Genomic DNA, 24,187 nt, shown 5'->3' on the forward strand with positions numbered 1-24,187 from the left:
GAATGGATACTAAGTCAGCAGTTACAATGCGTTTAGGAGAAATGTCATTTCAATTAAAAGAAACACATGATTTTAATTGGCTTCAACATATGGGAAATGTATTTGCTGTTTTTGATCAGCAAGACTCAGGTAATCTATGTTTTGGTATTGAAAAAGATGGTCTAAAAAAATTTGTGAAATACGCTGGTGCTAAAACAATGGATTATGAAGGAGATCCCAAAGAGGCAATCGATAGGTTAAAAAAATCGGTGGAGATTTATGAAGAATTGGCTCATCCGCATCTTGTTAATTTGGAGAGACATTTTCAAGTTGATCAAGGATATGTGTTAGTTTTCGAATGGTTTCCAGGAGAATGTCTCCATTCACACTGGTCATTTCCCCCTCCTGCAAAATATGAAGATCCAGAGTCGCCATTTTATCGGTTTAAACACCTTCCTTTGCCATTTAAATTAGATTCCTTACAAATAATATATGAGTTGCACGTGTATGCTGAAAGGAAACATTTTGTTGCTGTCGATTTTTATGATGGAAGTATAATGCATGATTTTCATAATAATGCCACGAAGATTTGTGATATAGATTTATATAAGAAAAAGCCTTTTACGAACACAATGGGGAGACTTTGGGGTTCTACAAGATTTATGTCACCGGAAGAATTTGAACTTGGTGCGGTAATAGATGAGAGAACGAATGTTTTTAACATGGGAGCGGTTGCTTTTTGTTTAGTAGGTGGTGAATTAGATCGTTCTTTTGAAAAATGGGAAGCAAGTAAAGAACTGTATGAAGTAGCTTCATGTGCGGTTGAAAAGGATCGAAATAAGAGATTTGGATCGGTGGAAGAATTTTTACATGCTTGGAATAAGGCTTTAAAGAGATAAGGAGCGTCAATGATGTTATTTCAAAATGATAAATTAGTAGTGCGACCTTTAACATTTGAAGACCATCTTTTATTGGCAAAATGGCTATCAGATCCAATTGTTCTTAAGTACTACGAAGGTCGCGATAATCCTTTTAGTGAGGAAAGGGTATTAGAGAAGTTTTATGGAGAAAATGATGAAACTCAACGTTGTATCATTGAATATGAAGAAGTTCCAATTGGTTATATTCAATATTATCAATTAGAAGATGAAGATAAAAAGGAGTACGGATATTTTGATACAGTGATAATGTATGGCATGGATCAATTTATTGGTGAACCAGATTATTGGAACCGTGGCATTGGTCAACTTCTAGTCCGTTCAATGGTACAGTTTTTGGTTGAGGCAAAACAAGCTGAAAAGATTGTAATGGATCCGCAAACGTGGAATGAGAGAGCGATTCATTGCTACGAAAAATGTGGGTTTAAGAAAATGCAACTTCTGCCAAAACATGAACTCCATGAAGGTGAATATCGAGATTGCTGGTTGATTGAATTTAATCCATATTAAGTGGAGGATAAGCTTATAGATGGATTAGCGTCTTAGTATTATATCGATAAAAGAATATGAAATGAAAAAAAGCCCCTTATGATCATTTAATGATCATAAGGGGTTCGTCTTTCAATAGATTGAAAGTATACATTTTTAGTGGCTTTTGTTTATTTAATAGTACGTTATCTAGCTTTCGGCAAGCAAACATAATGTCCGTTAAATTCAGGAAACGACCTAGGAACGTGGGCCTGTAAGTTGTTGTTACATTAGTACTTTTACAAACTATTTGATCTCGCTGCATTTTTCACACTTTGTACCATAGCATTCATGCTGTTCAGTGATTTTTTCACCGCATTCAGTACATTTTTTTGCGGGAAGGTTTTTAAAAAATTCAATGACGTTTTCAAGCACGTTTTTCACTCTCCTTGATGTTTGTTACAGTACTGAAAAATATTATATTTATTGTATTATAACAGTTTTGATAGTGTCAATCTTTTTGTTATACAAGAAAAAATAAAGTATAGTAATATTAGTTGGATTAAAGGAGTTGTGTATATGGAGATAACAGTGATAGGCCATTGGGGTGGATATCCGAAAGCTGGAGAAGCGAGTTCAGGATATTTGTTGACGCACAACGGATTTAAGCTTCTTATCGATTGTGGCAGTGCTGTATTATCACAGCTGCAAATGTACATAAAACCAGAAGAATTAGATGCTGTTATTATTTCGCATTACCATGCTGACCATATTGCAGATATAGGTGTTCTTCATCATGCACTGTTAATTAGTAAATATGTAAGTGGTTATAACCGCAACTTGCCTATTTATGGTCATTCAAACGATCAGGAGAGTTTTACTGCTTTAACGTACAAAGATATTACCTCGGGAATTGCATACAACAAAGATGTTGATCTACATATTGGACCATTCCAAATTGAATTTTTACAAACGAAACATCCTGTTGCATGTTTCGCTATGAGAATAACATGTGAAGGAAAAACGCTCGTTTATACGGCAGATACATCGTATTTTGAAGAATTGGTGGAGTTTTCAAAGAACGCTGACGTATTGCTCGCAGAGTCAAATTTTTATAAGGGAATGGATGGAGCATCTGCTGGTCATATGACGAGTGAAGAAGCCGGTAAACTTGCTCATAAGGCGAATGTGGAAAAATTAGTACTTACCCATTTACCGCACTTTGGTGAATTAAACCAACTTACAGAAGAAGCAGCAGAGAATTTCAAAGGAAAAATAGTCTTGGCATCTAAAGGATTGAACATGTCCCTTTAGTGCCAGTCCCTTTGGGGACAGGTTTAAAGGGGACTGTCCCCCAAAAAAATGAGGAGGAAAAGTGATGAAGTTTATTGATAATCAAGGGATTACGGATCCACGAATTAATTTGGCGATAGAAGAATATGCATTGAAGAATTTGGATGTAAATGAATCATATTTATTATTTTATATTAATGAGCCTTCGATTATTATTGGTAAAAATCAAAATACAGTTGAGGAAATTAATACTGAATACGTAGAGAATAATGGTATTCATGTCGTTCGTAGGCTATCTGGTGGCGGTGCAGTTTATCATGATTTAGGAAATTTGAATTTCAGCTTTATTACGAAAGATGAAGGAAATAGTTTCCTAAACTTTAAAAAGTTTACCGAGCCAGTTGTTAAAGCATTAAATAAATTAGGTGTTCATGCAGAGTTAAAAGGACGTAACGATATTCTCGTTGGAGAAAGAAAAATTTCAGGAAATGCGCAGTTCTCTACTAGGGGGAGAATGTTCAGCCATGGTACTTTAATGTTTGATTCTGAAATAGAGAATGTTGTATCTGCATTAAAAGTTCGTAAAGACAAAATAGAATCAAAAGGGATAAAATCCATCCGTAGCAGGGTTGCCAATATTTCTGAGTTTTTAGATGGAAAAATGACGATAGAACAATTTAAAGAGGAATTACTTCGATCCATTTTTGAGGGTGTGGACCCAATTCCGGAATATAAACTTACAGAAGATGATTGGAAACAAATTCATGAAATATCAAAGGTTCACTATGCAAATTGGGATTGGAATTATGGAAGATCACCTCATTTCAACATTCAGCATTCACATCGTTTCCCTGTTGGGCTTATTGAATTCCGACTTGATGTTGATAAGGGGCAGATTCAAGAATGTAAGATCTTTGGAGACTTCTTTGGTGTTGGCGATGTAAAAGACATTGAAAATATCCTGACAGGTGTCCGTTACGAAAGATCGGAAATCGCTAAAGCATTAGAAGAAGTGGATATTAAACATTATTTTGGTAATGTTGAAAAAGAAGATATTATTAATTTAATTTACTAATTGGGTTAAAGGATGGGAAAGTCAATTTATAGACAACTCCATCCTTTTTGCATTCCTATTGGACTATATGCGTATATATTTTAAAAAATACGCTTTTAAGTGAGGGAATAACTTGGATACTTTAAAGTTAGATATTAACCAATACATTGCTGTAGTCACATTATATCGTCCAGAATCATTGAATGCGTTAAATTATGATATGCTAGTAGAATTATCTTCTATAGTTGATTTTTTAAAAAACTCTCCTGAATCTCGATTGGTAATCTTTCGCGGAGAAGGAGAAAGAGCTTTTAGCGTGGGAGCTGACTTAAAAGAGCGGAAAAAACTTACAGAACAAGAAGTTCTGCGATATGTAAATAAAATAGGAGAAGTATTTTTGGCTATTGAAAACCTTCCGCAACCGACAATTGCCACAATCAATGGCTATGCTTTTGGAGGGGGATTGGAATTAGCTTTGGCTTGTGACTTTCGATTTGCTAGTAGTCATGCAATGCTCGGGCTAACTGAAACAAGCCTCGCCATTATTCCAGGAGCCGGAGGAACACAACGTCTGCCACGATTAATAGGCGAAACGAAAGCGTTAGAATTGATCTTAACTGCAAAAAAAATGACCGCTTTTGAAGCGGAAGCATATGGAATCGTATTAAAAACGATTGAGAAAGAACGATTCATGGAAGAAGTAATAGCTTTTGCAAAAAAAATTTTAGAAAATGGTCCAATAGCTGTCCAACAAGCAAAATATGCGATCAAAGCGGGTATGAAGACAGATCTTCGCTCGGGGTTAGAAATTGAGAGAATGGCCTATGAAGCTACAATCCCTACAGAAGATCGAAAAGAAGCTTTAAAGGCTTTTTCGGAAAAAAGAAAACCGATTTTTAAAGGCAAATAACATGTAATAAATATTAATGTCTTTTCAATCGGACATCGACAGCGATATTCGCATGCTTGCTGTCCTTTTAAAGGCCTCAAAATGGACAGTAAATGCAGGCATCCTAAGAACGCTGTCCCTTTGAACATTTTAAACGGACAAAAAATACATTTTGCGTGTAGTTACATGTATTTTGAAAGCTTTAATCGGACAGTAAAAGAGGTAATTATTTGGTCATAGGCACAGTGAAAACTCAAAATCAGGCACAAATGTGATTTTTCAATGAGCAAGTCCAATCGAATGCATCAATTAGATATGACAATCAACTTTCACTCAAAATGTATCATTTTTAACAAGATCAAGGATCATGAATCTCCTATTCTTGCCGAAAGTATGAATCTTTCTTATAATTGTAAAAATAATCATAGTAATTAAGGGGGATTTAGAGGATGGAAGCTTCGGTGCCAAAAGTGAAATATACAGAATTTCGCCGAGGGCTTCAAGAAGGGATGAGCATCGCGATTGGTTACACTCCCATTGCATTGACGTTTGGCTTGCTCGCAAAAACAACTGGACTGACATTATTTGAAACAGTCTTTATGAGTTTGGTTTTATATGCGGGAGCATCTCAATATATTGCGCTTAACATGTTTGCGCTCGGAACGGGTGCTGCAGAAATGATCTTAACTACTTTTATTGTAAATATAAGACATTTCCTTATGTCTGCCGCACTCAATGAAAAAGTGGAAGAAGAAGTCCCTTGGAAAAAAGCTGTTTATGCCTTTGGTGTGACGGATGAAACATTCTCTGTTGCTGCCACAAAAACTGAAACAGTTAGGACTGGCTATTTATTTGGCCTCAATTTAATAGCATATATGAGTTGGGTTATTTTCTCAGGTGTAGGTTTTGGAATAGGTGCTGGCCTTCCTCAAGTCTTACAAGAAAGCATGGCTATTGCTCTTTACTCAATGTTTATCGGTTTATTAGTGCCTTCGTTGAAAAAAAGTGTTAAAGTAGCTTGTCTTGCGCTCCTTGCTGCAGTTTTTAACAGTATTTTCGTTTTTTCTGAAATGATGAGTAAAGGCTGGGCAATTGTAGTCGCGACCCTTTTATCTGCTATTTTAGTGGAAACGGTAGAAACCATGAAAAGAAGGGGGCGTGGTGAAGGATGAGCAGTTCGATTATCGTTTTAACGATTATCGGAATGGGTTTAGTCACATATATTCCAAGGATGGTCCCTTTTGTTATGTTTAGGGGGAAGGAGCTACCACCCTTTATACAAGGAGTTTTAAAAAATGTTCCGTACGCGACTCTCGGTGCTTTAATATTCCCTGCTGTTTTCTTTATTCAGGAAGGCGATATTTTATTTGGTGTCGTTGGAATGGCTGCTGCTTTTTTGATAGCATTTTTAGGTGCAAATGTAATTGCAGTCGTTCTTGGATCTATCGCAATACTTAGTGCTTATTCTTGGTTTTTTTAGATTATAAGAGCAAATAATATGCCGCTTGATTAATTCAAGGGGCGTTTACTTATTTTATCTATTTTCAGAAAAAACAAATTTTAATCCCAAATTAAGCCTGTCTAGAAAGAAAGTCTTAGAAGAGTGAATGCTATAATAGTTACTAACAAAATATATGGTATTCATCATAAAAAATAAGTAATACAAGAATAAGAAAAAAATCATTCAATTAGTTCTAATTAAAGATTTTTTTCTTACATATAATAAAAGATGGACAGGGGGGATATTTCATTGATTAGGAAATGGGCAATGCGAGCGATTATCGCCTATCTATTATTTGGTATCGCCATATTTTTGTATTTATTTTATTGGGCTGATACTTCTATACCTGAGGCGTTAAAAGGGACAAGCGCTGATCCAGCTACTTTTTTAAATGGAAGAGAGCTCGAATTAAGTGAAGAGTACTCCAGAATCCGTAATTTAATGTTTTTTTTAGCAACACCATATGAGTGGCTATTTTATTATTTAGTATTAATTTTGGGTCTCTCAGCAATTTTTGAAAATTCAGCGAAGCACATTTCAAAATTTTTCGTAGTACGGAATGCCATTTACTTATTTTGGTTGTCCTTCGCATCATTGGTTGTCATGTTTCCATTGAGTTTTTTATCATATACGATTTCGAAATCGTATAATATTTCGACACAAGTTTTCTCGGCGTGGATGAAAGATAAATTGATTGATTTTTGGGTACAATACGCAACCATGCTTGTTGTAGTAACCGTCTTATATGCATTAATGAGGAAATTTAAAAGGCGTTGGTGGCTAGCAGCATGGGTAGTTTCAATTCCATTTTCGATTATTATGATGTTCATCCAACCGGTCGTAATTGATCCCCTATACAATGATTTTTACCCATTAAAAGATAAGCAGCTGGAAGCCAAAATATTAGCTATTGCAAAAGAAGCTAATATTCCGGCTAATCATGTGTATGAAGTGGATATGTCGACGAAAACAAATTCATTGAATGCATATGTTACAGGGGTCGGCTCAAATTCACGAATAGTATTATGGGATACAACTTTAGAAAGGCTTTCAGATGATGAAATACTTTTTATTATGGCGCACGAAATGGGGCATTACGTAGAAAAACATATTTATAAAGGAATAGCTGGATACTTGCTTCTTTCCTTTGTAGGTTTGTGGCTGACAGCAAAATTGCTGGATAAGTGGATATCAAAAAGAGGAAAGGACTGGAAGGTAGAGAAATTAACCAATATCGGATCGCTACCAGCATTTCTTTTAATTACATCCATCCTTTTATTTGTAGCGAGTCCTCTCACAAATTGGGTTTCACGATACCAAGAAACGAGAGCCGATACGTATGCTATAAAAATGACACATGATAAAGAAGCAGGAATTAAAACTTTTCAAAGCCTGACAAAATCAGGATTAAGTCAAGTGAATCCTCCTCTTTTAGTGAAAATATTCCGTTATGAACATCCAACCATGCTGGAAAGAATAAATAGGATTGAAGACTATAAAATTGATGATACTTCTAGTGAAGATTAGAAATGTGTAATGCCTCTGAAGAGAGGAAGGAAGGGAAATCGCATTCGCAACAACTTTCTGACTCACAGCGGTTATCGACAAAGTAAATGCTATGTAATCCTGTTTAATGATCAGATTATTGACCTTAAGAGGCCAGGGACAACTCTAAGTGGGCATCTTGTAGGATGAGGACAAGAAGTTTTCCAGTTCATAAGCGAAACTAGATAATTCAATCTAGGTTAGAACAAAAAAATCCCCCTTTAATTGAAGGGGGATTTAACATTCTACTGGCCCAAAAGCTCAACTAATTCTTTCGAGAGTTTTGTAAAAGTTTTTTTATCGTGTAGATCAAGCGCACGGTCAATTTCCTCGCGAAGCTGTTTCTCACGTCTTTGCAATAGGAGACCGTTTAGGAAAAAATCTGCATACCATTCCATAGCTTCTGTTTCATTTTTATTCTGGGTCATCGTATACTCTTTAAGCAATTCTTGATAAGATTTCCTCTTTTCCATCGATGATCACCCCTGAAACTTTTTTTAATTATACACGGAATGGGCGGAAAAATCAACAGAAGAGTGTTAATTTTCAGATGAGTAATTCAAGTGTAAATATACAAAAAATGTATATATTATTTTCTGATTTTTTTAAAAAGTAGTGACATTTTAACTATATTATGATATGGTAATATTGTCACAATTTAGAGAGAGGAGTAGAAAAATGTTAAAGCAAGAAATATTAAAGGAAGAGTATGAAATCAATCCTTATACGATGATGATTAAACCGTATTTTAAGGATAGTAAATTTTACTCGGAGATTATTGAAGAGGACGAACGTTTAATAATTCCGGAAAAACCACTAGATATTGTTAAGCGAAGCTGTGAGTATTTCGGCTCATCTTTCGATGGCTCGTGTAATATGGTAATACTAAAAATTCATACACTTATATAAAATCTATGTTATCAATAGTTAGTCTTTTATCCATGTAACTAAAGTGTATTTCTTCAACTATTGAATTTACTAAATTTTTCTTTTCCGCTCCTTCTAAGAAATACCAGTTCTTCCTTATCTCCATTAACACTTGCATAATCTCTTCCTTGTTAATTTTTTCGTTTTCAGTATTATTTATTGTGGATTTAATTAGTTTTTTAATTTTCTCCTCTTCCTTATTTGCTTCGTTCATACGTTCTTTAAAATCTTGATAAGTCATGATTTCATCTGACCACGCATACTGCCAATTCTTTTTTCGGCGTTCTACCTTTTCTAATTCCTTTTCTAGCGCCCTGATATCAACTTCGTGGGTATTGTTTAATATTTTTACGCATTTCTCTGAGGCTTGCCTAAATGATTCTTCGTAATCAAACTGTTCGATATTATCTAGAAATGCCTCTTCTAGCTTTGTCTCTGAGACTGTCTTTGAACCAATACATTGACCAGTTCTTTTTCTACCGCATCTGTAATTCATATATTTTTTCGAGTTATACGACGTGAAATATCCGACCAAAGAATCTCCACAATTCTTGCATTTAATTTTACCGGAAAATATATATCTGCTACTGACTCTTCTAGGTTCTGTAGTTCTACGTGAGCTGATAATTTTTTGTACAAGTTCAAATTGTCCTTTTGTTATAATAGAATCGTGGGTGTCCTCAACGATAAAATCTTGCCAACGAAATGAACCTATGTAAAGAGGATTTTTAAGAATGTCCATTACTGGTTTATCATTCCATTTGTTTCCGTCGCGCGTAGTAATATTACGGTTGTTCAAATAAGTGCATACTTGAGGGCCACTATGCCCATCGGTATATAAATTATAAATCAACCTTACTGTAGTTGCTTCTTTTTCGTTAATATATAATTTACTTTCCTTTAGGTTAAGATCGTAACCAAAAGGGCGAAAATTTAAAGGGTACTTTCCTTGTCTAGCTTTTTCCGCGAATCCGAGGCTAATACGTTCACCCAGGTTTTCTCTTTCCCATTGTGCAAGCGCAGCTACAATAGTTATGAACATTCTTCCCATAGCTGTAGTGGTATCGTACACTTCTGTAGCAGATTTAAATTTACAATTGTGTTTATCAAACGTTTCTAATAACTTGTATAAATCAAAGACTGAACGAGTTAGCCTATCCAAACGATACACGAGTACACAATCGATCTTATCATCTTTAATATCCTTAATCATACGCTTTAAATTTATTCTGTTCGTGTTCTTTGCTGATATCCCTTCATCAATATAGAAGTCAGAAATTTGCCAATCCTGGGATATGCAAAATGATTGCAAACGGCGTCTTTGGGCAGAAATGGAATAACCTTCTTTGGCTTGCTCTTCAGTACTTACTCTTATATAGATAGCGGTTCTCATTTTGAAATTCCTTCCTTTAAAAAATTTGGCGGGTGATCAGCCCGCCGTGTTGTTTTAAATTACTAGCTAGAAATTCAAAATAACTTTTTTTAATTTCCCAATAATAATTATATTTTTGTTATGTTCCGGAACATAAGTAATAGGAGCATACTTAGAGTTTTCCGATTGTAAAATGATAGAATTGTCGCTCTTATAAACTCTTTTTAGTACTGATTCTCCATCAATTACTACAGCTGCAATTTCTCCATTTTCTACATCATTTTGTTCTCTTATCAGTAGTAGATCCCCATCAAAAATTCTAGCTCCACTCATGCTATCTCCTTTTGCTCGAAGATAGAAGTAATTTCCACCGTTTAGCCAATCCTTTGGCGTAGCTTCATATGCCTCTGGAGTGTCATAAATAACCAAACCATTTCCACAGCTGATATTTCCATAAACAGGCAAAGTTTCAATATCAACCGTCTCTCCAACATCTTCTACATCTAAAAAGTATGTAATTGGAAGATTAAACATTTCCGACATAATCGTTATCTTATCCATTAAAGGACGATTTGCTCCTCTTTCCCAAGCAGAAACGGCAGTAGGTGCTACATTTAATTTGTTCGCTAATTCTGCTTGTGTTAGGCGATGTTCTTTTCTTAAATGCTTTATTTTTTCAGCGAACTTCATTTTTTTCACCTCCTTTTTATCTATTTATAGTATACAGATAAACTGTAGTAAAGTACAGTGTTTCTGTATATTATTTTTGTGGGTATGAAAATATTACAGAAAATCTGTATTTTCGACTTGCAACTACAGAATTTCTGTAGTAACATGGTATTCAACGAGGAGGTGAACTTAATGAGATACACCCTAGAGCAAGCAAGGATATTAGGAGGGTTGACTCAAGTGCAAATGGCTGAAAGGCTCGGTATGTCTGAAAAAACATATATTCAATATGAAAAATACAGAAAAGTTTTTCGGATGGATGATGCTTTTCGATTTATCAGAATCACGAAAGTTCCTGCGAACAGTATAATTTTTTTTGAGGGTCAACTACAGAATATCTGTAGTCAGGAGGTGTTGGCATGAAACAGCCGAGCGAAGCTACTAAGCTAAAAATTGCAGAGTTTTTCTTAAAAACATCTATCCCTCGTATTTTAGCCGAGGGACGCAAAAATAAACAGTTAAAGGAGGTATCAGCAAAATGACCGCGTTAATTTTGAGGGGAGGTGAAAGTATGTTGAAATCACGTAAAGAGAGACGAGATGAAGCACGAAAGAATAAAGAACAGTTCATACCACAATATAACGGTGCTTCTCCAAAATCTTATGAAGAATACTATGGTGTTGGCTATGAAATATTTAATAATAAATTCGTGAAAATCAAGGAGGTGAGTAAGTAATGATCATCAAGGCAAGAGATTGGAATGTTTTAAGTAAAAGTGAAAAATCACTACTTGTCTTCGGTGCTTTTATGAACAGCCTAGGTAACAACATTCGCAGGGAACTAAAAAAGGCCTCATCAGCTGCCACTGAATGAGGACCAAAACTAAACATTCTTACAAAGATTATAACACGAAGGGAGATATTTATTAAATGGTACAAAAAAGAATTGATTTACCATTGTCAAAACTAGCGAATGGCGCTATTCAAGAAAAGCTAGATTACGAGTTAAAGAAAGTATTTGACAATATCCATGATAAAAATACAAAAGCTCAGGACAAGCGAACAATCACCATCAAACTAGAATTCAAACCTGATGAAAACCGCCAAACGGTTGCAGTAACAAGTAATTTTACAACTAGTCTTGCCAATGTTGAAGGGGTATCGACAACGGTATTAACTGGTAGGGATTTACACACAGGAAATGTTGAAGCGAAGGAACTTAGATCAAATGTTCCTGGACAAACCTACTTCGATGAAGATTTAACAACAAGGACAGATGTTGGCGTTCCTGTTGATGTGATTGAACAAGAGTTAAATAGAAAAAAAGTTATAAATCTACAAGCGGAGAGAGGTTGATTTGAATGATAAAGGAAGCTATTAAATATTTAACTGAATTGGGAATAAATCCTGCTGACAGAGTTATTGATTTAAATGATTACGAGGGGAATAAACGTACTTTTATTTTGAACGATGAAGGAATGCCTAAAGAAATAAAACCTTTAAACAATCGTGCACTAGAACCTCTTCATATTAATACTCTGACAGGATTGGTTAATTATATCAAAGCCAATATTGAACGTTTTGGATATCAATTATTTCTACAAGTTTATGATGAAAAAACCGTTTCATTAAAAGGGACTCTCCAATATGACGGGGGACGCGAAACATTAGTTATAGCAAATGCAATTACTCCTAAGTTTAGCTATGGACATTACCTTGACTCTGAGGAACTAATCATTGCTTTTCAATCGAAATTCACCAAAACAGCAGATCGTGATTTATTGCTAAAAGTTGTAGGTAATGTCAAAGAAGAGAACGTTCGCCAAACAGGGGACAATGGAGTTTCGCAAGCAGTAACGATTAAGACGGGAATTGCTTCCGCTGATGATGTGCTTGTTCCAAACCCTGTTACATTGGCACCTTATCGAACGTTTTTGGAAGTTGAACAACCTTCAAGCGATTTCATTTTCCGTATGAAAAACGGTCCATCTGGCGCGATATATGAAGCGGACGGTGGCGCTTGGAGAAATCAAGCAATCGTAAACGTTCGTGAGTATTTAGCTGCAGAATTAGCTGATGAAATTGAAACCGGAAGAATTACGGTAATCGCTTAACAGGGGGGACGACATGATTAAAATTAACAAGCTTGAAATAGAAAATGTAAAGCGTGTAAAGGCGGTCAAAATCGAGCCTACGTCAAGCGGACTAACAATTGTAGGCGGTAATAATAATCAAGGGAAAACTAGTGTTTTGGATGCAATCGCTTGGGGGTTAGGTGGTAACAAATACCGCCCTAGCAAAGCAGAGAGGGAAGGTAGTGTTATCCCTCCATATTTACACATTGTTTTGTCTAACGGGTTGGTCGTTGAGCGTAAAGGAAAAAACAGTGAATTGAAAGTCATTGATCCAAATGGAGAAAAAGCAGGGCAACAGTTGCTGAATGGCTTTGTCGAAGAATTAGCCATCGACTTACCCAAGTTCATGAACTCTACTAGCAAGGAAAAGGCTAATATATTACTCCGTATTATCGGCGTTGGGGACAAGCTTCATGAACTAGAAAGAAAAGAACAAGAAATCTACAATCAACGTCGTACGATAGGTCAGATTGCTGATCAGAAATCAAAGTTCGCAAAGGAACAACCGTACTTTACGGATGCACCAAAAGAACTGATTTCTGCATCTGATCTAATTAAGCAACAACAAGATATTTTAGCAAGAAATGGTGAAAATCAAAGGAAGCGCCAAAACCTTAATCAGATTCAATCGTTGTACGCTAGTCAAGGGCAAGAAATTCAAAGGTTAGAAGCTCAACTAAATCAAGCCAAGGCAGCTTACGCAAAAACAGGTGAAGATTTAGCGATTGCTCAAAAAGATGCCCTGGATCTAGTTGACGAATCCACAGAAGCACTAGAAGCGAATATCCAACAGATTGACGAGATTAATAGGAAAGTTCGAGCAAATCTCGATAAAGATAAAGCTGAAACGGATGCTAATGATTACAGAACGCAATACGAAAAACTAACAACTGCTATTGATGATGTGCGCAAGCAAAAATCAGAATTACTGGACAGTGCAGATTTACCTCTTGAGGGTTTGTCAGTTGAAGAAGGGGATCTCATTTATAAGGGACAAAAGTGGGACAACATGAGTGGAGCCGATCAATTACAAGTATCTACTGCTATTGTCCGTAAATTGAAACCTAACTGCGGATTTATCCTATTAGACAAATTGGAACAGATGGATATGGATACCTTAAATGAGTTCGGCAAATGGCTAGAACAGGAAGGACTACAAGCGATAGCCACAAGAGTTAGCACTGGTGAGGAGTGCAGTATTATCATCGAGGACGGTTATGTTGCTGGCCAGGAGCAAGTTCAATTGCAAGAGAATGTGCCAAAAGCACCTGAAACAAAAACATGGAAAGCTGGTGAATTTTAAGAATGGAAGTCATTAGCGGAAAAATCGAAAAGGCTAAGAAAGTAGTTTTATATGGTCCAGAAGGAATAGGGAAGTCTTCTTTAGCAGCACAATTCCCGAAACCTATTTTCATAGATACAGAGGGTTCAACAACTGAATTAAATGTTGATCGCTTGCCTAAACCCACAAGTTGGGCCATGCTCCAGCAACAAGTTGATTGGGTTAAGCAGCAAGTTGGCAGATTCCAAACATTAGTCATCGACACAATCGATTGGGCGGAAATGCAGTGTGCTGAATCTGTTTGTGCCCAACATGGTAAGAAGGGCGTTGAGGATTTTGGTTATGGAAATGGTTACGTCTATGTAAAAGAAGAGTTAGGACGTTTTCTCAATAAATTAAGTGACGTGGTTGATGTAGGAATCAATGTCGTTCTGACGGCACATTCGCAAATCGTCAAATTCGAACAGCCTGACGAAATGGGCGCTTATGACCGTTACCAATTAAAACTAGGTAAAAAGACAAGCTCCCAGACAGCTCCTTTGGTCAAGGAATGGGCAGATATGGTCTTATTCATTAACTATAAGACTTATAGTGTTGCGGTGGACGATAAAGGCAAGAAGCATAAGGCACAAGGTGGAGTTCGTACTATTTTCGCAACACATCATCCGGCTTGGGATGCTAAAAATCGTCATGGGTTACCAGATGAATTTCCGTTGGACTATGCAAATATCGCTCATATTTTTGCCAATGTACCAAATCATCAAACGGCACCTGTGCAACAATCTGAGCCAGTAGTTCAGCAACAACAAGAACCTATTCAGCAAACTCAACCGATAGTAGAGCCAACGCAACCAGTTCAGCAACAGCCTATGCAAAACGCTCCTACAAGTACAGTGGAGTTAAACCCAGCAATTCCGCAATCTCTACGAGATTTAATGATACAAAGTAACGTTTCAGAAGAAGAAATACAAGTTGTTGTTAGTAGAAAAGGATATTACCCAATGGAAACACCAATTAACAATTATGATCCAAGTTTTATAGACGGTGTATTAGTTGGAGCATGGCCGCAAGTTTTCGGCATGGTACAAGAATTCAGAAAAACTCTACCATTTAAAAATATCATATAGGAGGAACAACAGATGAATCAAGAACGAGAATTAGGTTGGGATGATGAGATAGAAAAGGATGGTGGCGATTTTATATTGCTGCCGGAAGGAGACTACCATTTTACAGTAAAGAAATTTGAACGTGGTAGATTTGCGGGTAGTACTAAAATGCCCGCTTGTAATCAAGCGAAATTGGAATTAACGGTCCATTCTCCTGAACATGGTGAAGTGACTATTTTCCACACCTTACTTCTTCATACCAAAACGGAAGGTTTTTTATCAAACTTTTTCACCGGAATTGGTCAAAAGAAAAAAGGCGAAAAGTTACGCATGAACTGGAACACAGTCATTGGTTCCAAAGGAAAATTAAAGTTAAAAATTAATAAGTTCATTGGTCGAGATAACGAAGAACGCTCAAACAACGAAGTGCAGACGTTTTATCCATATGAGGAAGCTTTCCAACAAGGACAAGGCTATCAGCAGCAACAACCTTATCAACAACCAGTTCAGCAACAACAACCAATGCAACAAACGCCATTCCCAACTACACAGCAACAAGGCGGATTTACAGCAGGGCAATTTTAGGAGGTAGCTATGAAACTTAGAGGTTATCAACAGGATGCCAGGGAATCCATCCAGTCGGAGTGGGAAAATGGCGTAAAGAAAACATTGCTTGTACTTCCAACTGGTTGCGGTAAAACGATTGTGTTTAGCAAGGTAATTGAGGACAGAGTAATCAAGGGCGAGCGCGTTCTCGTCCTTGCCCATAGGGGCGAACTTCTGGAACAAGCAGCAGACAAATTGGAGAAAAGCACTGGATTAAAATGCGCGACCGAAAAAGCTGAACAAACTTCAATAGGTAGTTGGTTTCGTGTAGTGGTTGGAAGTGTACAAACGATGATGCGAGAGAAGCGACTCGAGCGATTCGATAAAGATTTCTTCGACACGATTATTATCGATGAAGCACATCATTGTATTTCAGATAGCTATCAACGTGTTTTAAATTACTTTGATACTGCAAATGTATTAGGTGTTACTGCTACACCAGACAGAGGTGATATGCGGAATCTAGGTTCCTATTTTGAATCACTTGCATACGAATACACATTGCCTAAAGCTATAAAAAGTGGCTATCTAAGCCCGATCAAGGCACTAACAATTCCACTTAAATTAGATTTATCAGGAGTTGGCCAACAAGCAGGGGATTTTAAGACAAGTGATTTAGGAACAGCTCTGGATCCTTACCTTGAATCAATCGCCGAAGAAATGAGAAAAGTGGCTAGTGATAGAAAAATCGTTGTCTTTCTTCCACTGGTAAAGACAAGCCAAAAGTTCACGGAAATATTAAACCAAAAAGGTTTTAGGGCAGCAGAGGTCAACGGTGAGAGTAAAGACCGCGCTGAAATATTAGAAGATTTCGAGAATGATAAATATAACGTATTATGCAATTCTATGCTTCTTACTGAAGGTTGGGATTGTCCATCAGTTGATTGTGTTGTCGTTTTAAGACCTACAAAAGTAAGAAGCTTATACAGCCAAATGGTTGGGCGTGGTACCCGATTATTTAAAGGTAAAACTGAATTATTGTTACTGGATTTTCTTTGGCATACAGATCGACATGAGTTATGTCATCCTGCACATTTGATTGCGTCGAATGAAGAAGTGGCACAGGCAATGACCAAACAAATTGAAGAAGCTGGAATACCACTCGATTTAGAAAAGGTGGAAAAACAAGCAGAAGAGGATGTAGTTGCTCAACGTGAAGAAGCCCTTGCTAAACAACTAGCAGAAATGAAGCGCCGCAAACGTAAACTTGTGGATCCGTTGCAATTTGAAATGAGTATCCAAGCTGAGGACCTTTCAAGTTATGTTCCATCCTTCGGTTGGGAAATGGGACCACCGAGCGAAAATCAAGTGAAAACTTTAGAAAAGCTCGGTATTCTACCTGATCAGATTGAAAACGCGGGTAAAGCTACTAAACTATTAGAGCGTTTAGAAAGACGACGTGATGAAGGTTTAACCACACCGAAGCAGATACGTTTTCTTGAGGGTAGAGGGTTCGAGCATGTAGGAACATGGCCGTTTGAAAACGCGAAAAGATTGATAGATAGAATTGCTGCAAACGGATGGAGAATACCGACTGGTATCATTCCAAGTGAATATCGCGGGGAGTAGGCGGTGAAAAATTGAAACAGTTAGATTTATTTCGAGAGATTATTGTAGATAACTTCGCGGGCGGTGGTGGAGCATCTACTGGAATTGAGATGGCAACAGGCTTGAATGTTGATATAGCAATCAACCATGATCCAGCTGCTATCGCCATGCATAAAGCAAATCATCCTGATACGGAGCATTATCTTGAATCTGTCTGGGATATAGATCCAGTCGAAGTGGTCAAAGGTCGAAAAGTTGGACTGTGTTGGTTTTCACCTGATTGCACTCACTTTAGTAAAGCGAAGGGTGGAAAACCCAAGAAAAAGGAAATTAGAGGGCTTGCGTGGGTTGCAGTTAGATGGGCCGCTACTGTAAAGCCAAGAGTTATCATCCTAGAAAATGTTGAAGAGTTTAAGACCTGGGGACCTTTACTGGAAAACGGACAGCCGGATCCAAATAAAAAAGGCAAGACATTTAATTCTTTTGTAAAAGCACTCAAAAGACAAGGGTATGAAGTTAAGTTCAAGGAGTTAAAGGCTTGTGATTATGGGGCTCCTACTACTAGAAAAAGATTCTTCATGATTGCTAGATGTGATGGAAAACCGATTGTATGGCCGAAAGCAACACATGGTGAGTCGGATGAAGTAAATGTTCAGTTAGGGCTTAAAAAACCTTACAGAACAGCAGGAGAAATAATTGATTGGTCTTTAGATTGTCCAAGTATTTTCACTAGAAAAAGACCTTTAGCGGAAAACACAATGCGAAGGATCGCAAGAGGAATTCAAAAATTTGTACTAGAAAATCCGTCACCTTTTATAGTGCGGATTGGACAGACCGGATATGGTGGCGATCGATTGCAATATACCCTAGATCAACCATTAACAACAATTGTCACTAAAGCAGAGCATTGTCTTGTCACACCTTTTATTTCAACGTACTACACCGAAACTACCAAAAACGGAATGAGAGGACAGTCAACAGAAGAACCACTTCATACAATTAGCACTGCAAATAGATTTGGTCTAGTTGCAGCGTTCCTTGCTAAAAACTATGGAGGTAATTATAAGGGACCAGGTATCAACCTAAATGAGCCATTACACACAATAACAGTAAAAGATCATCACTCCTTAGTACAAGCGTTTTTATTGAAATATTACGGTTCAGATACAGGTCAGTCTTTAAATGATCCTTTGCACACCATTACAACAAAGGACAGGTTTGGCCTAGTCACTTTAAAAGGACAAGATTACAAGATTGTAGATATTGGTATGAGGATGCTTCAACCTAGAGAACTATTCAATGCTCAAGGATTCCCTTCTGATTACATTATCGACAAGGATTTCGAAGGGAAAATATATCCAAAAACCGCACAAGTGGCAAGGGTAGGAAATAGTGTTCCTCCTCCATTTGCAGAAGCATTAGTAAGAGCAAATTTGCCAGAAATGTGTGTAGGGAATACCAGATACGCCGTTGGTGTATAGAGTCACATTTCGAAAATATATTACAACAGTCGCAAGAGGAAGTTGGTGAAAGTGTTTGGAAAACAAGCTGGATTTACTATCTTTATTAGAATATATCGATCCCTCAATTTTGGACTATCAGGAATGGCTAAATGTCGGAATGGCATTAAGACAAGAAGGTTATACAGCAAGTGATTGGGACGATTGGAGTAAACGGGATGGTGGACGTTATCATCCCGGTGAATGCTTCAAAAAATGGACTACATTCGAAGGCAGTGGTATTACTGGTGCCACTATTACACAGATGGCAAAGGATAACGGATGGGAATCTCGTTCTCAATGGGAAGATCGTGAATTAGATTGGAACGACGAGATTTCTGTAAATGAAGATTATGTCGTTATCGATAAGAACTGGATTGAAGGTAAAGAAATAAGCGAACCCGTGATGTGGAATCCAGTCAGGGAATTAACTAGGTACTTGGAAACTTTGTTCGAAGCTTCCGAAAACGTGGGCTACGTTACAGATACTTGGCAAAACGAAGAAGGAAAGCATTTGCCAACAAAAGGTGCATATGATCGATCTGCTGGCGAGCTTATTCAATTGTTAAACCAGTCCGGTGGTGACATAGGAGGAGTTATTGGTGACTATAACCCAGAAGCTGGGGCTTGGATCCGATTTAATCCATTGGATGGTAAGGGTGTCAAAAACGAGAATGTCACGGAATATAAATACGCTTTAGTTGAATCTGACACGATGGATTTGGAAAAGCAAAACGCAATTTTGCGAGAACTTGAATTGCCAATTGCGGCATTAGTTTACAGTGGCAAAAAGAGTATTCACGCCATCGTGAAAATTAATGCAGCGAACTATGAAGAATACCGTAAACGTGTTGATTATCTATATAACGTCTGTAAAAAGAACGGTCTGAACATTGACAATCAGAATAGAAATCCCTCGAGGCTTTCTCGTATGCCTGGTATCGAACGAAATGGTAAGAAACAATTCTTAATCGATACAAACATTGGCAAAAGCACTTGGGATGAATGGCACGATTGGATTGAAGATGTGAATGATGATTTACCCGATCCGGAAAGTTTAACAGATTTTTGGGACAACATGCCGCAACTGGCTCCACCATTAATAGAAGGAGTTTTACGACAAGGCCATAAAATGTTGATGGCTGGTCCATCGAAAGCCGGGAAGTCATTTGCACTCATTGAACTTTCCATAGGGATTGCAGAAGGCAAGCAATGGCTTGGCTGGAATTGTACGAAAGGAAAAGTGCTATACGTCAATTTGGAACTTGACCGCGCTTCATGTCTCCATCGTTTTAAAGACGTGTATCAAGCTCTCGGTTGGCAGTCTAACAATCTATCAAATATCGATATTTGGAATCTACGCGGAAAATCAGTACCAATGGACAAGCTCGCTCCTAAGTTAATCAGAAGGGCAGCTAAAAAGAATTACATCGCAGTTATTATTGACCCGATTTATAAGGTCCTTACAGGGGACGAAAACAGCGCCGATCAGATGGCACACTTCACTAACCAATTTGACAAGGTATGTACGGAATTAGGTTCAAGCGTCATTTACTGTCACCATCATTCAAAAGGTTCGCAAGGTAATAAAAAATCCATGGACCGTGCCAGCGGCTCTGGAGTATTTGCCAGGGATCCAGACGCTTTAATTGATTTAGTAGAGTTAGAGCCTACAGATGCACTAATGAAGCAGGAAGAGAACAAAGTGGCATGTTCCATTTATCGAAACTACTTAGAAAATCATAACTTTGATTATTTAGATGAACATGTATCGCAGGACGATTTGTTGAGCGCAACAACCATGGAGAATCATGCTAAGAGGGCAATACCGGAACAATTAACAATAGTTAAGGAGAAAGTTGATAAAGCAATCAACAAAGTAAGAATCAGATCAGCTTGGCGTGTAGAAGGAACATTGCGAGAGTATCCGAAATTTGACGCGGTGAACATGTGGTTTACCTATCCAATTCATATGGTGGATGAAATCGGTAGTCTAAAAGACATCGAACCAGAAGGTGAGCAACCGCCTTGGAAGAAGAATTTCACTAAGAAAAAAAGCTCTGAGGAACGCAAAAAGGAACAACAGGATGCTCTCGAGGTTGCTTATGAAGCATGTGGGATTGATGAACAAGTTACTGTAAAAGCTTTAGCAGAATACATGGGAATATCAGAAAAAACAGTTAGAAGAAGGATTAAAGAACACGCTGATTTTTGGATTGACGAGGGAGAAGTTGGGAGAAAAACGTAGATAAGGACAAGGACAAACTCGATAAATGTCCTTATTTCCTTTAAAGACAAACTCGAGGATTGTCCTTACTGTCCGAATCTGACAAACTCGATAAAACTTCGACTTTGACTCTAATAGGGACATACTCGATAAAATACCGACTTTGACCCGAGGGACAGACAGCCTATATTACTACGTAATATAAAAGGTGTCCCTTTCCCTCAAGGTCAAGGGGGTAAGTAGTCGTGCGTAAGCTATCGCACGACGACATACTTCCCCTATCCTTGACGAAAGCAAAATTTCAAAATCAAAAAACATAAATGTAAAAAAATGGAGGATTAGAAAATGACCGTAGAATTCTTCATGCCGATGAAAAAAGTTCCAACGACGACCCATCAACAAAAGCAAGTATCGGTCGTAAATGGAAAGCCTGTCTTTTATGAACCGGAAGATTTAAAGGCAGCAAGAGCAAAGTTAATGGCTCATCTGGGACAACATGTTCCAACTGAAAAATTTACAGGTCCAGTTAGATTAATCGTCAAATGGTGCTTCCCGATTACTGGTGATCGTCAAGACGGCCAATATAAGCACACTCGACCTGATACGGATAATCTTCAAAAATTATTAAAAGATTGCATGTCTGATTGTGGTTTTTGGAAGGATGATGCATTAGTAGCCTCAGAGATCGTAGAAAAGTTTTGGGCCAACGTTCCAGGTATCTATATACGAATCGAGGCGATTTGATGGACTATAAAGCTTTTTTTGCTGAGGTAGTAGATTGGATAAATCAGAGTAACCAAAAAGCCATGAAACACGGAATCGACAGCATGGAATTTTGGCGGTGGGTCACTCAATCCACTGGCGAGATATGTAATAAGTACAGTAACAATCCTTTAGTAGTAAAACAAATGTCGATGCTTTACCAGTGGCTAGAAGAAGTATATGAGAACGGAAAGGTGAATGTTAAATGAATCAAGATGTCATTGATCGTGAACAAATGATTTTTCAAATCATGTTGAATACGAAGTTTACCGAAAAAGCCCTTGAAAAAATGACAGATAAAGAATTAGAAGAATTATACAGGTTAAAGGTTGAAAAGCGACATTAATTCAATCAAAGGGGAGGAATTGAAGAAGTGAGTACTGCAACTGTTTTGAAAGATGGAGTAATGTATCCGAAAATCACTAAGGAATTGTATATCAAGCATAAAAAAGCTGGAGAATCCGATAGCCGAATCATGCGCAGATACGGAATGTACAATCAATCTTTGTCAGATTGGAAACAATTAAATTTTACGGATGATGAAATTCAAAACTTGAAAATTAAAGGCAAGGGTGGACGACCGCCAGTAAAGAAAGACAAGCCTCAAGGTAAACCAGTTCATACTTTTGATAAGGAATTGAAACAAGCCCTTGCAGAGTTAAAAGAATTGAAAAAGGTAAATGAACATCTTTCCGATGAGTTAAAAGATGTAAAGCTGAAAGGCAATGAACTCAAGAAAGAAAACGAAGACTTGGCTTCAAGGGTCGCATTTATGAATGTGGAGGATAATTCAGAGTTAGAAAATTTAAAGGCTGCCTGTTCGGATTTGGAGAATGAAACTAATTCCTTACAACGAAAGCTAATTGAAAAAGATTACGAAATTACTAATCTTGATTATGCCTTTGAATCACTTAATCAAAGAATGGATGCACATGTAAAAGAAAACAAGGCATTAAAGGAGTTGGTAAGGTTATGGATATGAATGAGTATCAAATCGGTACGCGGAGAACCTCCCCTAAATTGGGGAGGAATGTCCTCGATTATCTTGTGAATTTTTCAATGGGATTATCAGGCGAAAGTGGCGAGATAACGGATCACATCAAGAAAGTCGTATTTCAAGGTCACGATCTAGATCCAGAAGCTATGGCTTATGAATTGGGCGATATTATGTACTATGTCGCAAGATTCGCAGACGTACTGGGGTATCAATTATCTGATATTACAGAGATGAATCAAGAAAAATTATTTAAACGTTATCCTGATGGATTTTCGAAAGAAGCTAGTAGGAATCGGAAGGAGTAATTGAATTGAAATATAAAGGCATCTGCCATAAATGCTTAAAAATGGTGCGAATCGGTGAAGGGGAGCATAAGCGTGTGAATGGGAATTGGAGGACGGAGCATAATGTCTGTGAGGAGGCTACTACATGCCCATCCAAGAACTAAAGCAAATAATTGCAACGCAAAAATCGGTCTCAACTTCACGCCTGGAGGAAATAGCAAGACGAATAGATTTGCTTTATATAAATCAGGGTAAAACTATCAGAAATCAACGTAACACATTAAATCAACTCAATTCGAGACTTCAACGCCTTGAAGTTAAAGCTGATCGTCGTAAACAGGCTATGCAAGATTATGAGAATTTGAAAATGCACCACAGAAATTTGGAGAGGGAGTTTAATATTTTGAGAGGGAAATATGAACAGAAGTCGTAAAGGGAGGTCAATCATTTGAAACTTTCAGATAAACACGTCGAGCTGATCGCCAAGACGACATTAGAGTTTTGGGAGAAAGAAAAAGAGAATCAGGAGAAAAGAAAATATGATAGGCGTTTGCGTAATATTAAACTTCTCCTTCGGAACTATCGATCATTTGTAAAACATACTTCAGATATAAAATTAGATATTCAAATCATCGACGAACGCCTTGAACTTGAATATCTAGATTCCGATGAATTTAAATTACAATCAATAAAACAAAGTAAAGAGAAGACTTTAGCAATGATCCAGTTTATCAATAAAATGCTTGCAGTTTTTAAAGTCATGTGTGAACAATCAGGAAAGCCTGAAGATGTTCGAAGATATGATGTTATCTATTACATGTATATTTCAGAGGATAAAATGACAGCTGAAGAAATTAGTGCAATGCATAATGTTGCAGTTCGGACGATATTCCTTGATATCGAAAAAGCGAGTAAAGACTTGTCAGTATTAGTTTTTGGGATTGATGGAGTGAGATTTTATAAGTGATTTACATTGCAAAAAGAGTGCAGTGTTTATGCAGTTATAAGGTGATATAATGATAGTGTGAAATAATTATGAAAAGCGCCTTGTCTATTTAGATGAGGCGCTTTTATCATTAACTGACAGATCCACTACAGTCTTGCATT

The 24,187-nt window shown here is 37.3% G+C and carries 32 protein-coding genes; 28 read left to right on the forward strand and 4 right to left on the reverse strand.

What is annotated here, in order from left to right:
- The first annotated feature begins 2 nt into the window (after nucleotides 1-2).
- Nucleotides 3-878 carry a protein kinase domain-containing protein gene (locus KHA93_RS02765; protein WP_213109316.1) on the forward strand — a complete coding sequence of 292 codons (876 nt, stop codon included), beginning with the start codon at nucleotides 3-5 and terminating at the stop codon, nucleotides 876-878.
- A 12-nt stretch (nucleotides 879-890) separates the two neighbouring features.
- Nucleotides 891-1,427: a GNAT family N-acetyltransferase gene (locus KHA93_RS02770; protein ID WP_213112746.1), complete on the forward strand. Its 537-nt coding sequence runs from the start codon at nucleotides 891-893 to the stop codon at nucleotides 1,425-1,427.
- A 264-nt stretch (nucleotides 1,428-1,691) separates the two neighbouring features.
- Here KHA93_RS02770 and yhfH read toward each other — a convergent pair whose 3' ends face one another.
- On the reverse strand, nucleotides 1,692-1,820 hold the full coding sequence (gene yhfH / locus KHA93_RS02775) for a protein YhfH (RefSeq protein ID WP_213109317.1): 129 nt from the start codon (nucleotides 1,818-1,820) through the stop codon (nucleotides 1,692-1,694).
- A gap of 144 nt (nucleotides 1,821-1,964) precedes the next feature.
- Here yhfH and KHA93_RS02780 point away from each other — a divergent pair, with 144 nt between their 5' ends.
- From KHA93_RS02780 to KHA93_RS02805, 6 genes are all read left to right on the forward strand, one after another.
- A complete protein-coding gene (locus KHA93_RS02780; protein WP_213109318.1) occupies nucleotides 1,965-2,699 on the forward strand; it encodes an MBL fold metallo-hydrolase in 735 nt (244 codons plus the stop codon).
- A 64-nt stretch (nucleotides 2,700-2,763) separates the two neighbouring features.
- Entirely contained in the window at nucleotides 2,764-3,753 is a 990-nt protein-coding gene (gene lplA / locus KHA93_RS02785) for a lipoate--protein ligase (RefSeq protein WP_213109319.1), read from the forward strand.
- A gap of 112 nt (nucleotides 3,754-3,865) precedes the next feature.
- Nucleotides 3,866-4,642, forward strand: coding sequence for an enoyl-CoA hydratase-related protein (locus KHA93_RS02790; RefSeq protein ID WP_213109320.1), 777 nt, complete (start codon nucleotides 3,866-3,868; stop codon nucleotides 4,640-4,642).
- 428 nt (nucleotides 4,643-5,070) lie between these two features.
- Nucleotides 5,071-5,793 (forward strand): AzlC family ABC transporter permease, encoded by a 723-nt coding sequence (locus KHA93_RS02795; RefSeq protein WP_213109321.1) that lies wholly within the window; start codon nucleotides 5,071-5,073, stop codon nucleotides 5,791-5,793.
- On the forward strand, nucleotides 5,790-6,101 hold the full coding sequence (locus tag KHA93_RS02800) for an AzlD domain-containing protein (protein WP_213109322.1): 312 nt from the start codon (nucleotides 5,790-5,792) through the stop codon (nucleotides 6,099-6,101). Before KHA93_RS02795 ends, KHA93_RS02800 begins: the two co-directional genes overlap by 4 nt.
- A gap of 270 nt (nucleotides 6,102-6,371) precedes the next feature.
- Nucleotides 6,372-7,649: a M48 family metallopeptidase gene (locus KHA93_RS02805; protein ID WP_213109323.1), complete on the forward strand. Its 1,278-nt coding sequence runs from the start codon at nucleotides 6,372-6,374 to the stop codon at nucleotides 7,647-7,649.
- Nucleotides 7,650-7,912: 263 nt separating this feature from the next.
- Here the strand turns inward: KHA93_RS02805 and KHA93_RS02810 are convergent, their stop codons facing one another.
- Complete coding sequence (locus tag KHA93_RS02810; protein ID WP_213109324.1) at nucleotides 7,913-8,140, reverse strand: IDEAL domain-containing protein; 228 nt, start codon at nucleotides 8,138-8,140, stop codon at nucleotides 7,913-7,915.
- A gap of 205 nt (nucleotides 8,141-8,345) precedes the next feature.
- Between KHA93_RS02810 and KHA93_RS02815 the strand changes: the two genes are divergently transcribed.
- Nucleotides 8,346-8,576, forward strand: coding sequence for a competence protein ComK (locus tag KHA93_RS02815; RefSeq protein WP_213109325.1), 231 nt, complete (start codon nucleotides 8,346-8,348; stop codon nucleotides 8,574-8,576).
- Here the strand turns inward: KHA93_RS02815 and KHA93_RS02820 are convergent.
- Both KHA93_RS02820 and KHA93_RS02825 read right to left on the reverse strand, forming a co-directional pair.
- Nucleotides 8,569-9,987: a recombinase family protein gene (locus KHA93_RS02820; protein WP_213109326.1), complete on the reverse strand. Its 1,419-nt coding sequence runs from the start codon at nucleotides 9,985-9,987 to the stop codon at nucleotides 8,569-8,571. The genes KHA93_RS02815 and KHA93_RS02820 overlap by 8 nt on opposite strands.
- 66 nt (nucleotides 9,988-10,053) lie before the next feature.
- Nucleotides 10,054-10,656 (reverse strand): LexA family protein, encoded by a 603-nt coding sequence (locus tag KHA93_RS02825; protein WP_213109327.1) that lies wholly within the window; start codon nucleotides 10,654-10,656, stop codon nucleotides 10,054-10,056.
- A 171-nt stretch (nucleotides 10,657-10,827) separates the two neighbouring features.
- Between KHA93_RS02825 and KHA93_RS02830 the strand changes: the two genes are divergently transcribed.
- The 19 genes from KHA93_RS02830 to KHA93_RS02915 all read left to right on the forward strand — a co-directional run bounded on the left by KHA93_RS02830 (nucleotide 10,828) and on the right by KHA93_RS02915 (nucleotide 24,047).
- The gene (locus KHA93_RS02830; protein WP_213109328.1) at nucleotides 10,828-11,058 is read left to right on the forward strand and encodes a helix-turn-helix transcriptional regulator; all 231 of its coding nucleotides are present in this window, start codon (nucleotides 10,828-10,830) and stop codon (nucleotides 11,056-11,058) included.
- Nucleotides 11,055-11,177 carry a hypothetical protein gene (locus KHA93_RS23455; protein ID WP_267916851.1) on the forward strand — a complete coding sequence of 41 codons (123 nt, stop codon included), beginning with the start codon at nucleotides 11,055-11,057 and terminating at the stop codon, nucleotides 11,175-11,177. Before KHA93_RS02830 ends, KHA93_RS23455 begins: the two co-directional genes overlap by 4 nt.
- A gap of 29 nt (nucleotides 11,178-11,206) precedes the next feature.
- Nucleotides 11,207-11,371 carry a hypothetical protein gene (locus tag KHA93_RS02835; protein WP_213109329.1) on the forward strand — a complete coding sequence of 55 codons (165 nt, stop codon included), beginning with the start codon at nucleotides 11,207-11,209 and terminating at the stop codon, nucleotides 11,369-11,371.
- Nucleotides 11,371-11,508, forward strand: coding sequence for a hypothetical protein (locus tag KHA93_RS02840; protein WP_213109330.1), 138 nt, complete (start codon nucleotides 11,371-11,373; stop codon nucleotides 11,506-11,508). Before KHA93_RS02835 ends, KHA93_RS02840 begins: the two co-directional genes overlap by 1 nt.
- 56 nt (nucleotides 11,509-11,564) lie before the next feature.
- Nucleotides 11,565-11,990: a replication terminator protein gene (locus KHA93_RS02845; RefSeq protein ID WP_213109331.1), complete on the forward strand. Its 426-nt coding sequence runs from the start codon at nucleotides 11,565-11,567 to the stop codon at nucleotides 11,988-11,990.
- Nucleotides 11,991-11,995: 5 nt separating this feature from the next.
- A complete protein-coding gene (locus tag KHA93_RS02850; RefSeq protein ID WP_233711026.1) occupies nucleotides 11,996-12,748 on the forward strand; it encodes a hypothetical protein in 753 nt (250 codons plus the stop codon).
- A gap of 13 nt (nucleotides 12,749-12,761) precedes the next feature.
- Nucleotides 12,762-14,072, forward strand: coding sequence for an AAA family ATPase (locus KHA93_RS02855; protein ID WP_213109332.1), 1,311 nt, complete (start codon nucleotides 12,762-12,764; stop codon nucleotides 14,070-14,072).
- Nucleotides 14,073-14,074: 2 nt separating this feature from the next.
- Nucleotides 14,075-15,178 carry an ATP-binding protein gene (locus tag KHA93_RS02860; protein ID WP_213109333.1) on the forward strand — a complete coding sequence of 368 codons (1,104 nt, stop codon included), beginning with the start codon at nucleotides 14,075-14,077 and terminating at the stop codon, nucleotides 15,176-15,178.
- A 12-nt stretch (nucleotides 15,179-15,190) separates the two neighbouring features.
- Nucleotides 15,191-15,742 carry a hypothetical protein gene (locus KHA93_RS02865; RefSeq protein ID WP_213109334.1) on the forward strand — a complete coding sequence of 184 codons (552 nt, stop codon included), beginning with the start codon at nucleotides 15,191-15,193 and terminating at the stop codon, nucleotides 15,740-15,742.
- Between the two features lie 9 nt (nucleotides 15,743-15,751).
- On the forward strand, nucleotides 15,752-17,332 hold the full coding sequence (locus KHA93_RS02870; RefSeq protein WP_213109335.1) for a DEAD/DEAH box helicase: 1,581 nt from the start codon (nucleotides 15,752-15,754) through the stop codon (nucleotides 17,330-17,332).
- An 11-nt stretch (nucleotides 17,333-17,343) separates the two neighbouring features.
- The gene (locus KHA93_RS02875; protein ID WP_213109336.1) at nucleotides 17,344-18,792 is read left to right on the forward strand and encodes a DNA cytosine methyltransferase; all 1,449 of its coding nucleotides are present in this window, start codon (nucleotides 17,344-17,346) and stop codon (nucleotides 18,790-18,792) included.
- Nucleotides 18,793-18,847: 55 nt separating this feature from the next.
- Nucleotides 18,848-21,058 carry an AAA family ATPase gene (locus KHA93_RS02880; RefSeq protein WP_213109337.1) on the forward strand — a complete coding sequence of 737 codons (2,211 nt, stop codon included), beginning with the start codon at nucleotides 18,848-18,850 and terminating at the stop codon, nucleotides 21,056-21,058.
- A 324-nt stretch (nucleotides 21,059-21,382) separates the two neighbouring features.
- A complete protein-coding gene (locus tag KHA93_RS02885; protein ID WP_213109338.1) occupies nucleotides 21,383-21,781 on the forward strand; it encodes a RusA family crossover junction endodeoxyribonuclease in 399 nt (132 codons plus the stop codon).
- Nucleotides 21,781-22,008, forward strand: a complete 228-nt coding sequence (locus tag KHA93_RS02890) for a hypothetical protein (RefSeq protein ID WP_213109339.1) — start codon at nucleotides 21,781-21,783, stop codon at nucleotides 22,006-22,008. The genes KHA93_RS02885 and KHA93_RS02890 overlap by 1 nt, the downstream gene beginning before the upstream one ends.
- The gene (locus KHA93_RS02895) at nucleotides 22,005-22,145 is read left to right on the forward strand and encodes a BH0509 family protein (protein ID WP_213109340.1); all 141 of its coding nucleotides are present in this window, start codon (nucleotides 22,005-22,007) and stop codon (nucleotides 22,143-22,145) included. The genes KHA93_RS02890 and KHA93_RS02895 overlap by 4 nt, the downstream gene beginning before the upstream one ends.
- A gap of 27 nt (nucleotides 22,146-22,172) precedes the next feature.
- Nucleotides 22,173-22,781 carry a hypothetical protein gene (locus KHA93_RS02900; protein ID WP_213109341.1) on the forward strand — a complete coding sequence of 203 codons (609 nt, stop codon included), beginning with the start codon at nucleotides 22,173-22,175 and terminating at the stop codon, nucleotides 22,779-22,781.
- Nucleotides 22,782-22,846: 65 nt separating this feature from the next.
- On the forward strand, nucleotides 22,847-23,101 hold the full coding sequence (locus tag KHA93_RS02905; RefSeq protein WP_213109342.1) for a nucleoside triphosphate pyrophosphohydrolase family protein: 255 nt from the start codon (nucleotides 22,847-22,849) through the stop codon (nucleotides 23,099-23,101).
- Nucleotides 23,102-23,225: 124 nt separating this feature from the next.
- Nucleotides 23,226-23,513, forward strand: a complete 288-nt coding sequence (locus KHA93_RS02910) for a hypothetical protein (RefSeq protein ID WP_213109343.1) — start codon at nucleotides 23,226-23,228, stop codon at nucleotides 23,511-23,513.
- A gap of 15 nt (nucleotides 23,514-23,528) precedes the next feature.
- Nucleotides 23,529-24,047, forward strand: coding sequence for a hypothetical protein (locus KHA93_RS02915; RefSeq protein WP_213109344.1), 519 nt, complete (start codon nucleotides 23,529-23,531; stop codon nucleotides 24,045-24,047).
- Nucleotides 24,048-24,187: the final 140 nt, after the last annotated feature.

The sequence above is a fragment of the Lederbergia citrisecunda genome, from assembly GCF_018343695.1.
GTDB lineage: Bacteria > Bacillota > Bacilli > Bacillales > Bacillaceae_C > Lederbergia > Lederbergia citrisecunda.

Coding starts and splice junctions, on each gene's coding strand:
- KHA93_RS02865 (WP_213109334.1), top strand. CDS start 15,191: ATGAATCAAGAACGAGAATTAGGTTGGGATGATGAGATAGAAAAGGAT.
- KHA93_RS02890 (WP_213109339.1), top strand. CDS start 21,781: ATGGACTATAAAGCTTTTTTTGCTGAGGTAGTAGATTGGATAAATCAG.
- KHA93_RS02795 (WP_213109321.1), top strand. CDS start 5,071: ATGGAAGCTTCGGTGCCAAAAGTGAAATATACAGAATTTCGCCGAGGG.
- KHA93_RS02835 (WP_213109329.1), top strand. CDS start 11,207: ATGTTGAAATCACGTAAAGAGAGACGAGATGAAGCACGAAAGAATAAA.
- KHA93_RS02765 (WP_213109316.1), top strand. CDS start 3: ATGGATACTAAGTCAGCAGTTACAATGCGTTTAGGAGAAATGTCATTT.
- KHA93_RS02800 (WP_213109322.1), top strand. CDS start 5,790: ATGAGCAGTTCGATTATCGTTTTAACGATTATCGGAATGGGTTTAGTC.
- KHA93_RS23455 (WP_267916851.1), top strand. CDS start 11,055: ATGAAACAGCCGAGCGAAGCTACTAAGCTAAAAATTGCAGAGTTTTTC.
- KHA93_RS02895 (WP_213109340.1), top strand. CDS start 22,005: ATGAATCAAGATGTCATTGATCGTGAACAAATGATTTTTCAAATCATG.
- KHA93_RS02780 (WP_213109318.1), top strand. CDS start 1,965: ATGGAGATAACAGTGATAGGCCATTGGGGTGGATATCCGAAAGCTGGA.
- KHA93_RS02840 (WP_213109330.1), top strand. CDS start 11,371: ATGATCATCAAGGCAAGAGATTGGAATGTTTTAAGTAAAAGTGAAAAA.
- KHA93_RS02820 (WP_213109326.1), bottom strand. CDS start 9,987: ATGAGAACCGCTATCTATATAAGAGTAAGTACTGAAGAGCAAGCCAAA.
- KHA93_RS02815 (WP_213109325.1), top strand. CDS start 8,346: ATGTTAAAGCAAGAAATATTAAAGGAAGAGTATGAAATCAATCCTTAT.
- KHA93_RS02850 (WP_233711026.1), top strand. CDS start 11,996: ATGATAAAGGAAGCTATTAAATATTTAACTGAATTGGGAATAAATCCT.
- KHA93_RS02845 (WP_213109331.1), top strand. CDS start 11,565: ATGGTACAAAAAAGAATTGATTTACCATTGTCAAAACTAGCGAATGGC.
- KHA93_RS02810 (WP_213109324.1), bottom strand. CDS start 8,140: ATGGAAAAGAGGAAATCTTATCAAGAATTGCTTAAAGAGTATACGATG.
- KHA93_RS02825 (WP_213109327.1), bottom strand. CDS start 10,656: ATGAAGTTCGCTGAAAAAATAAAGCATTTAAGAAAAGAACATCGCCTA.
- KHA93_RS02855 (WP_213109332.1), top strand. CDS start 12,762: ATGATTAAAATTAACAAGCTTGAAATAGAAAATGTAAAGCGTGTAAAG.
- KHA93_RS02885 (WP_213109338.1), top strand. CDS start 21,383: ATGACCGTAGAATTCTTCATGCCGATGAAAAAAGTTCCAACGACGACC.
- KHA93_RS02870 (WP_213109335.1), top strand. CDS start 15,752: ATGAAACTTAGAGGTTATCAACAGGATGCCAGGGAATCCATCCAGTCG.
- KHA93_RS02860 (WP_213109333.1), top strand. CDS start 14,075: ATGGAAGTCATTAGCGGAAAAATCGAAAAGGCTAAGAAAGTAGTTTTA.
- KHA93_RS02770 (WP_213112746.1), top strand. CDS start 891: ATGTTATTTCAAAATGATAAATTAGTAGTGCGACCTTTAACATTTGAA.
- lplA (WP_213109319.1), top strand. CDS start 2,764: ATGAAGTTTATTGATAATCAAGGGATTACGGATCCACGAATTAATTTG.
- KHA93_RS02830 (WP_213109328.1), top strand. CDS start 10,828: ATGAGATACACCCTAGAGCAAGCAAGGATATTAGGAGGGTTGACTCAA.
- KHA93_RS02910 (WP_213109343.1), top strand. CDS start 23,226: ATGCCCATCCAAGAACTAAAGCAAATAATTGCAACGCAAAAATCGGTC.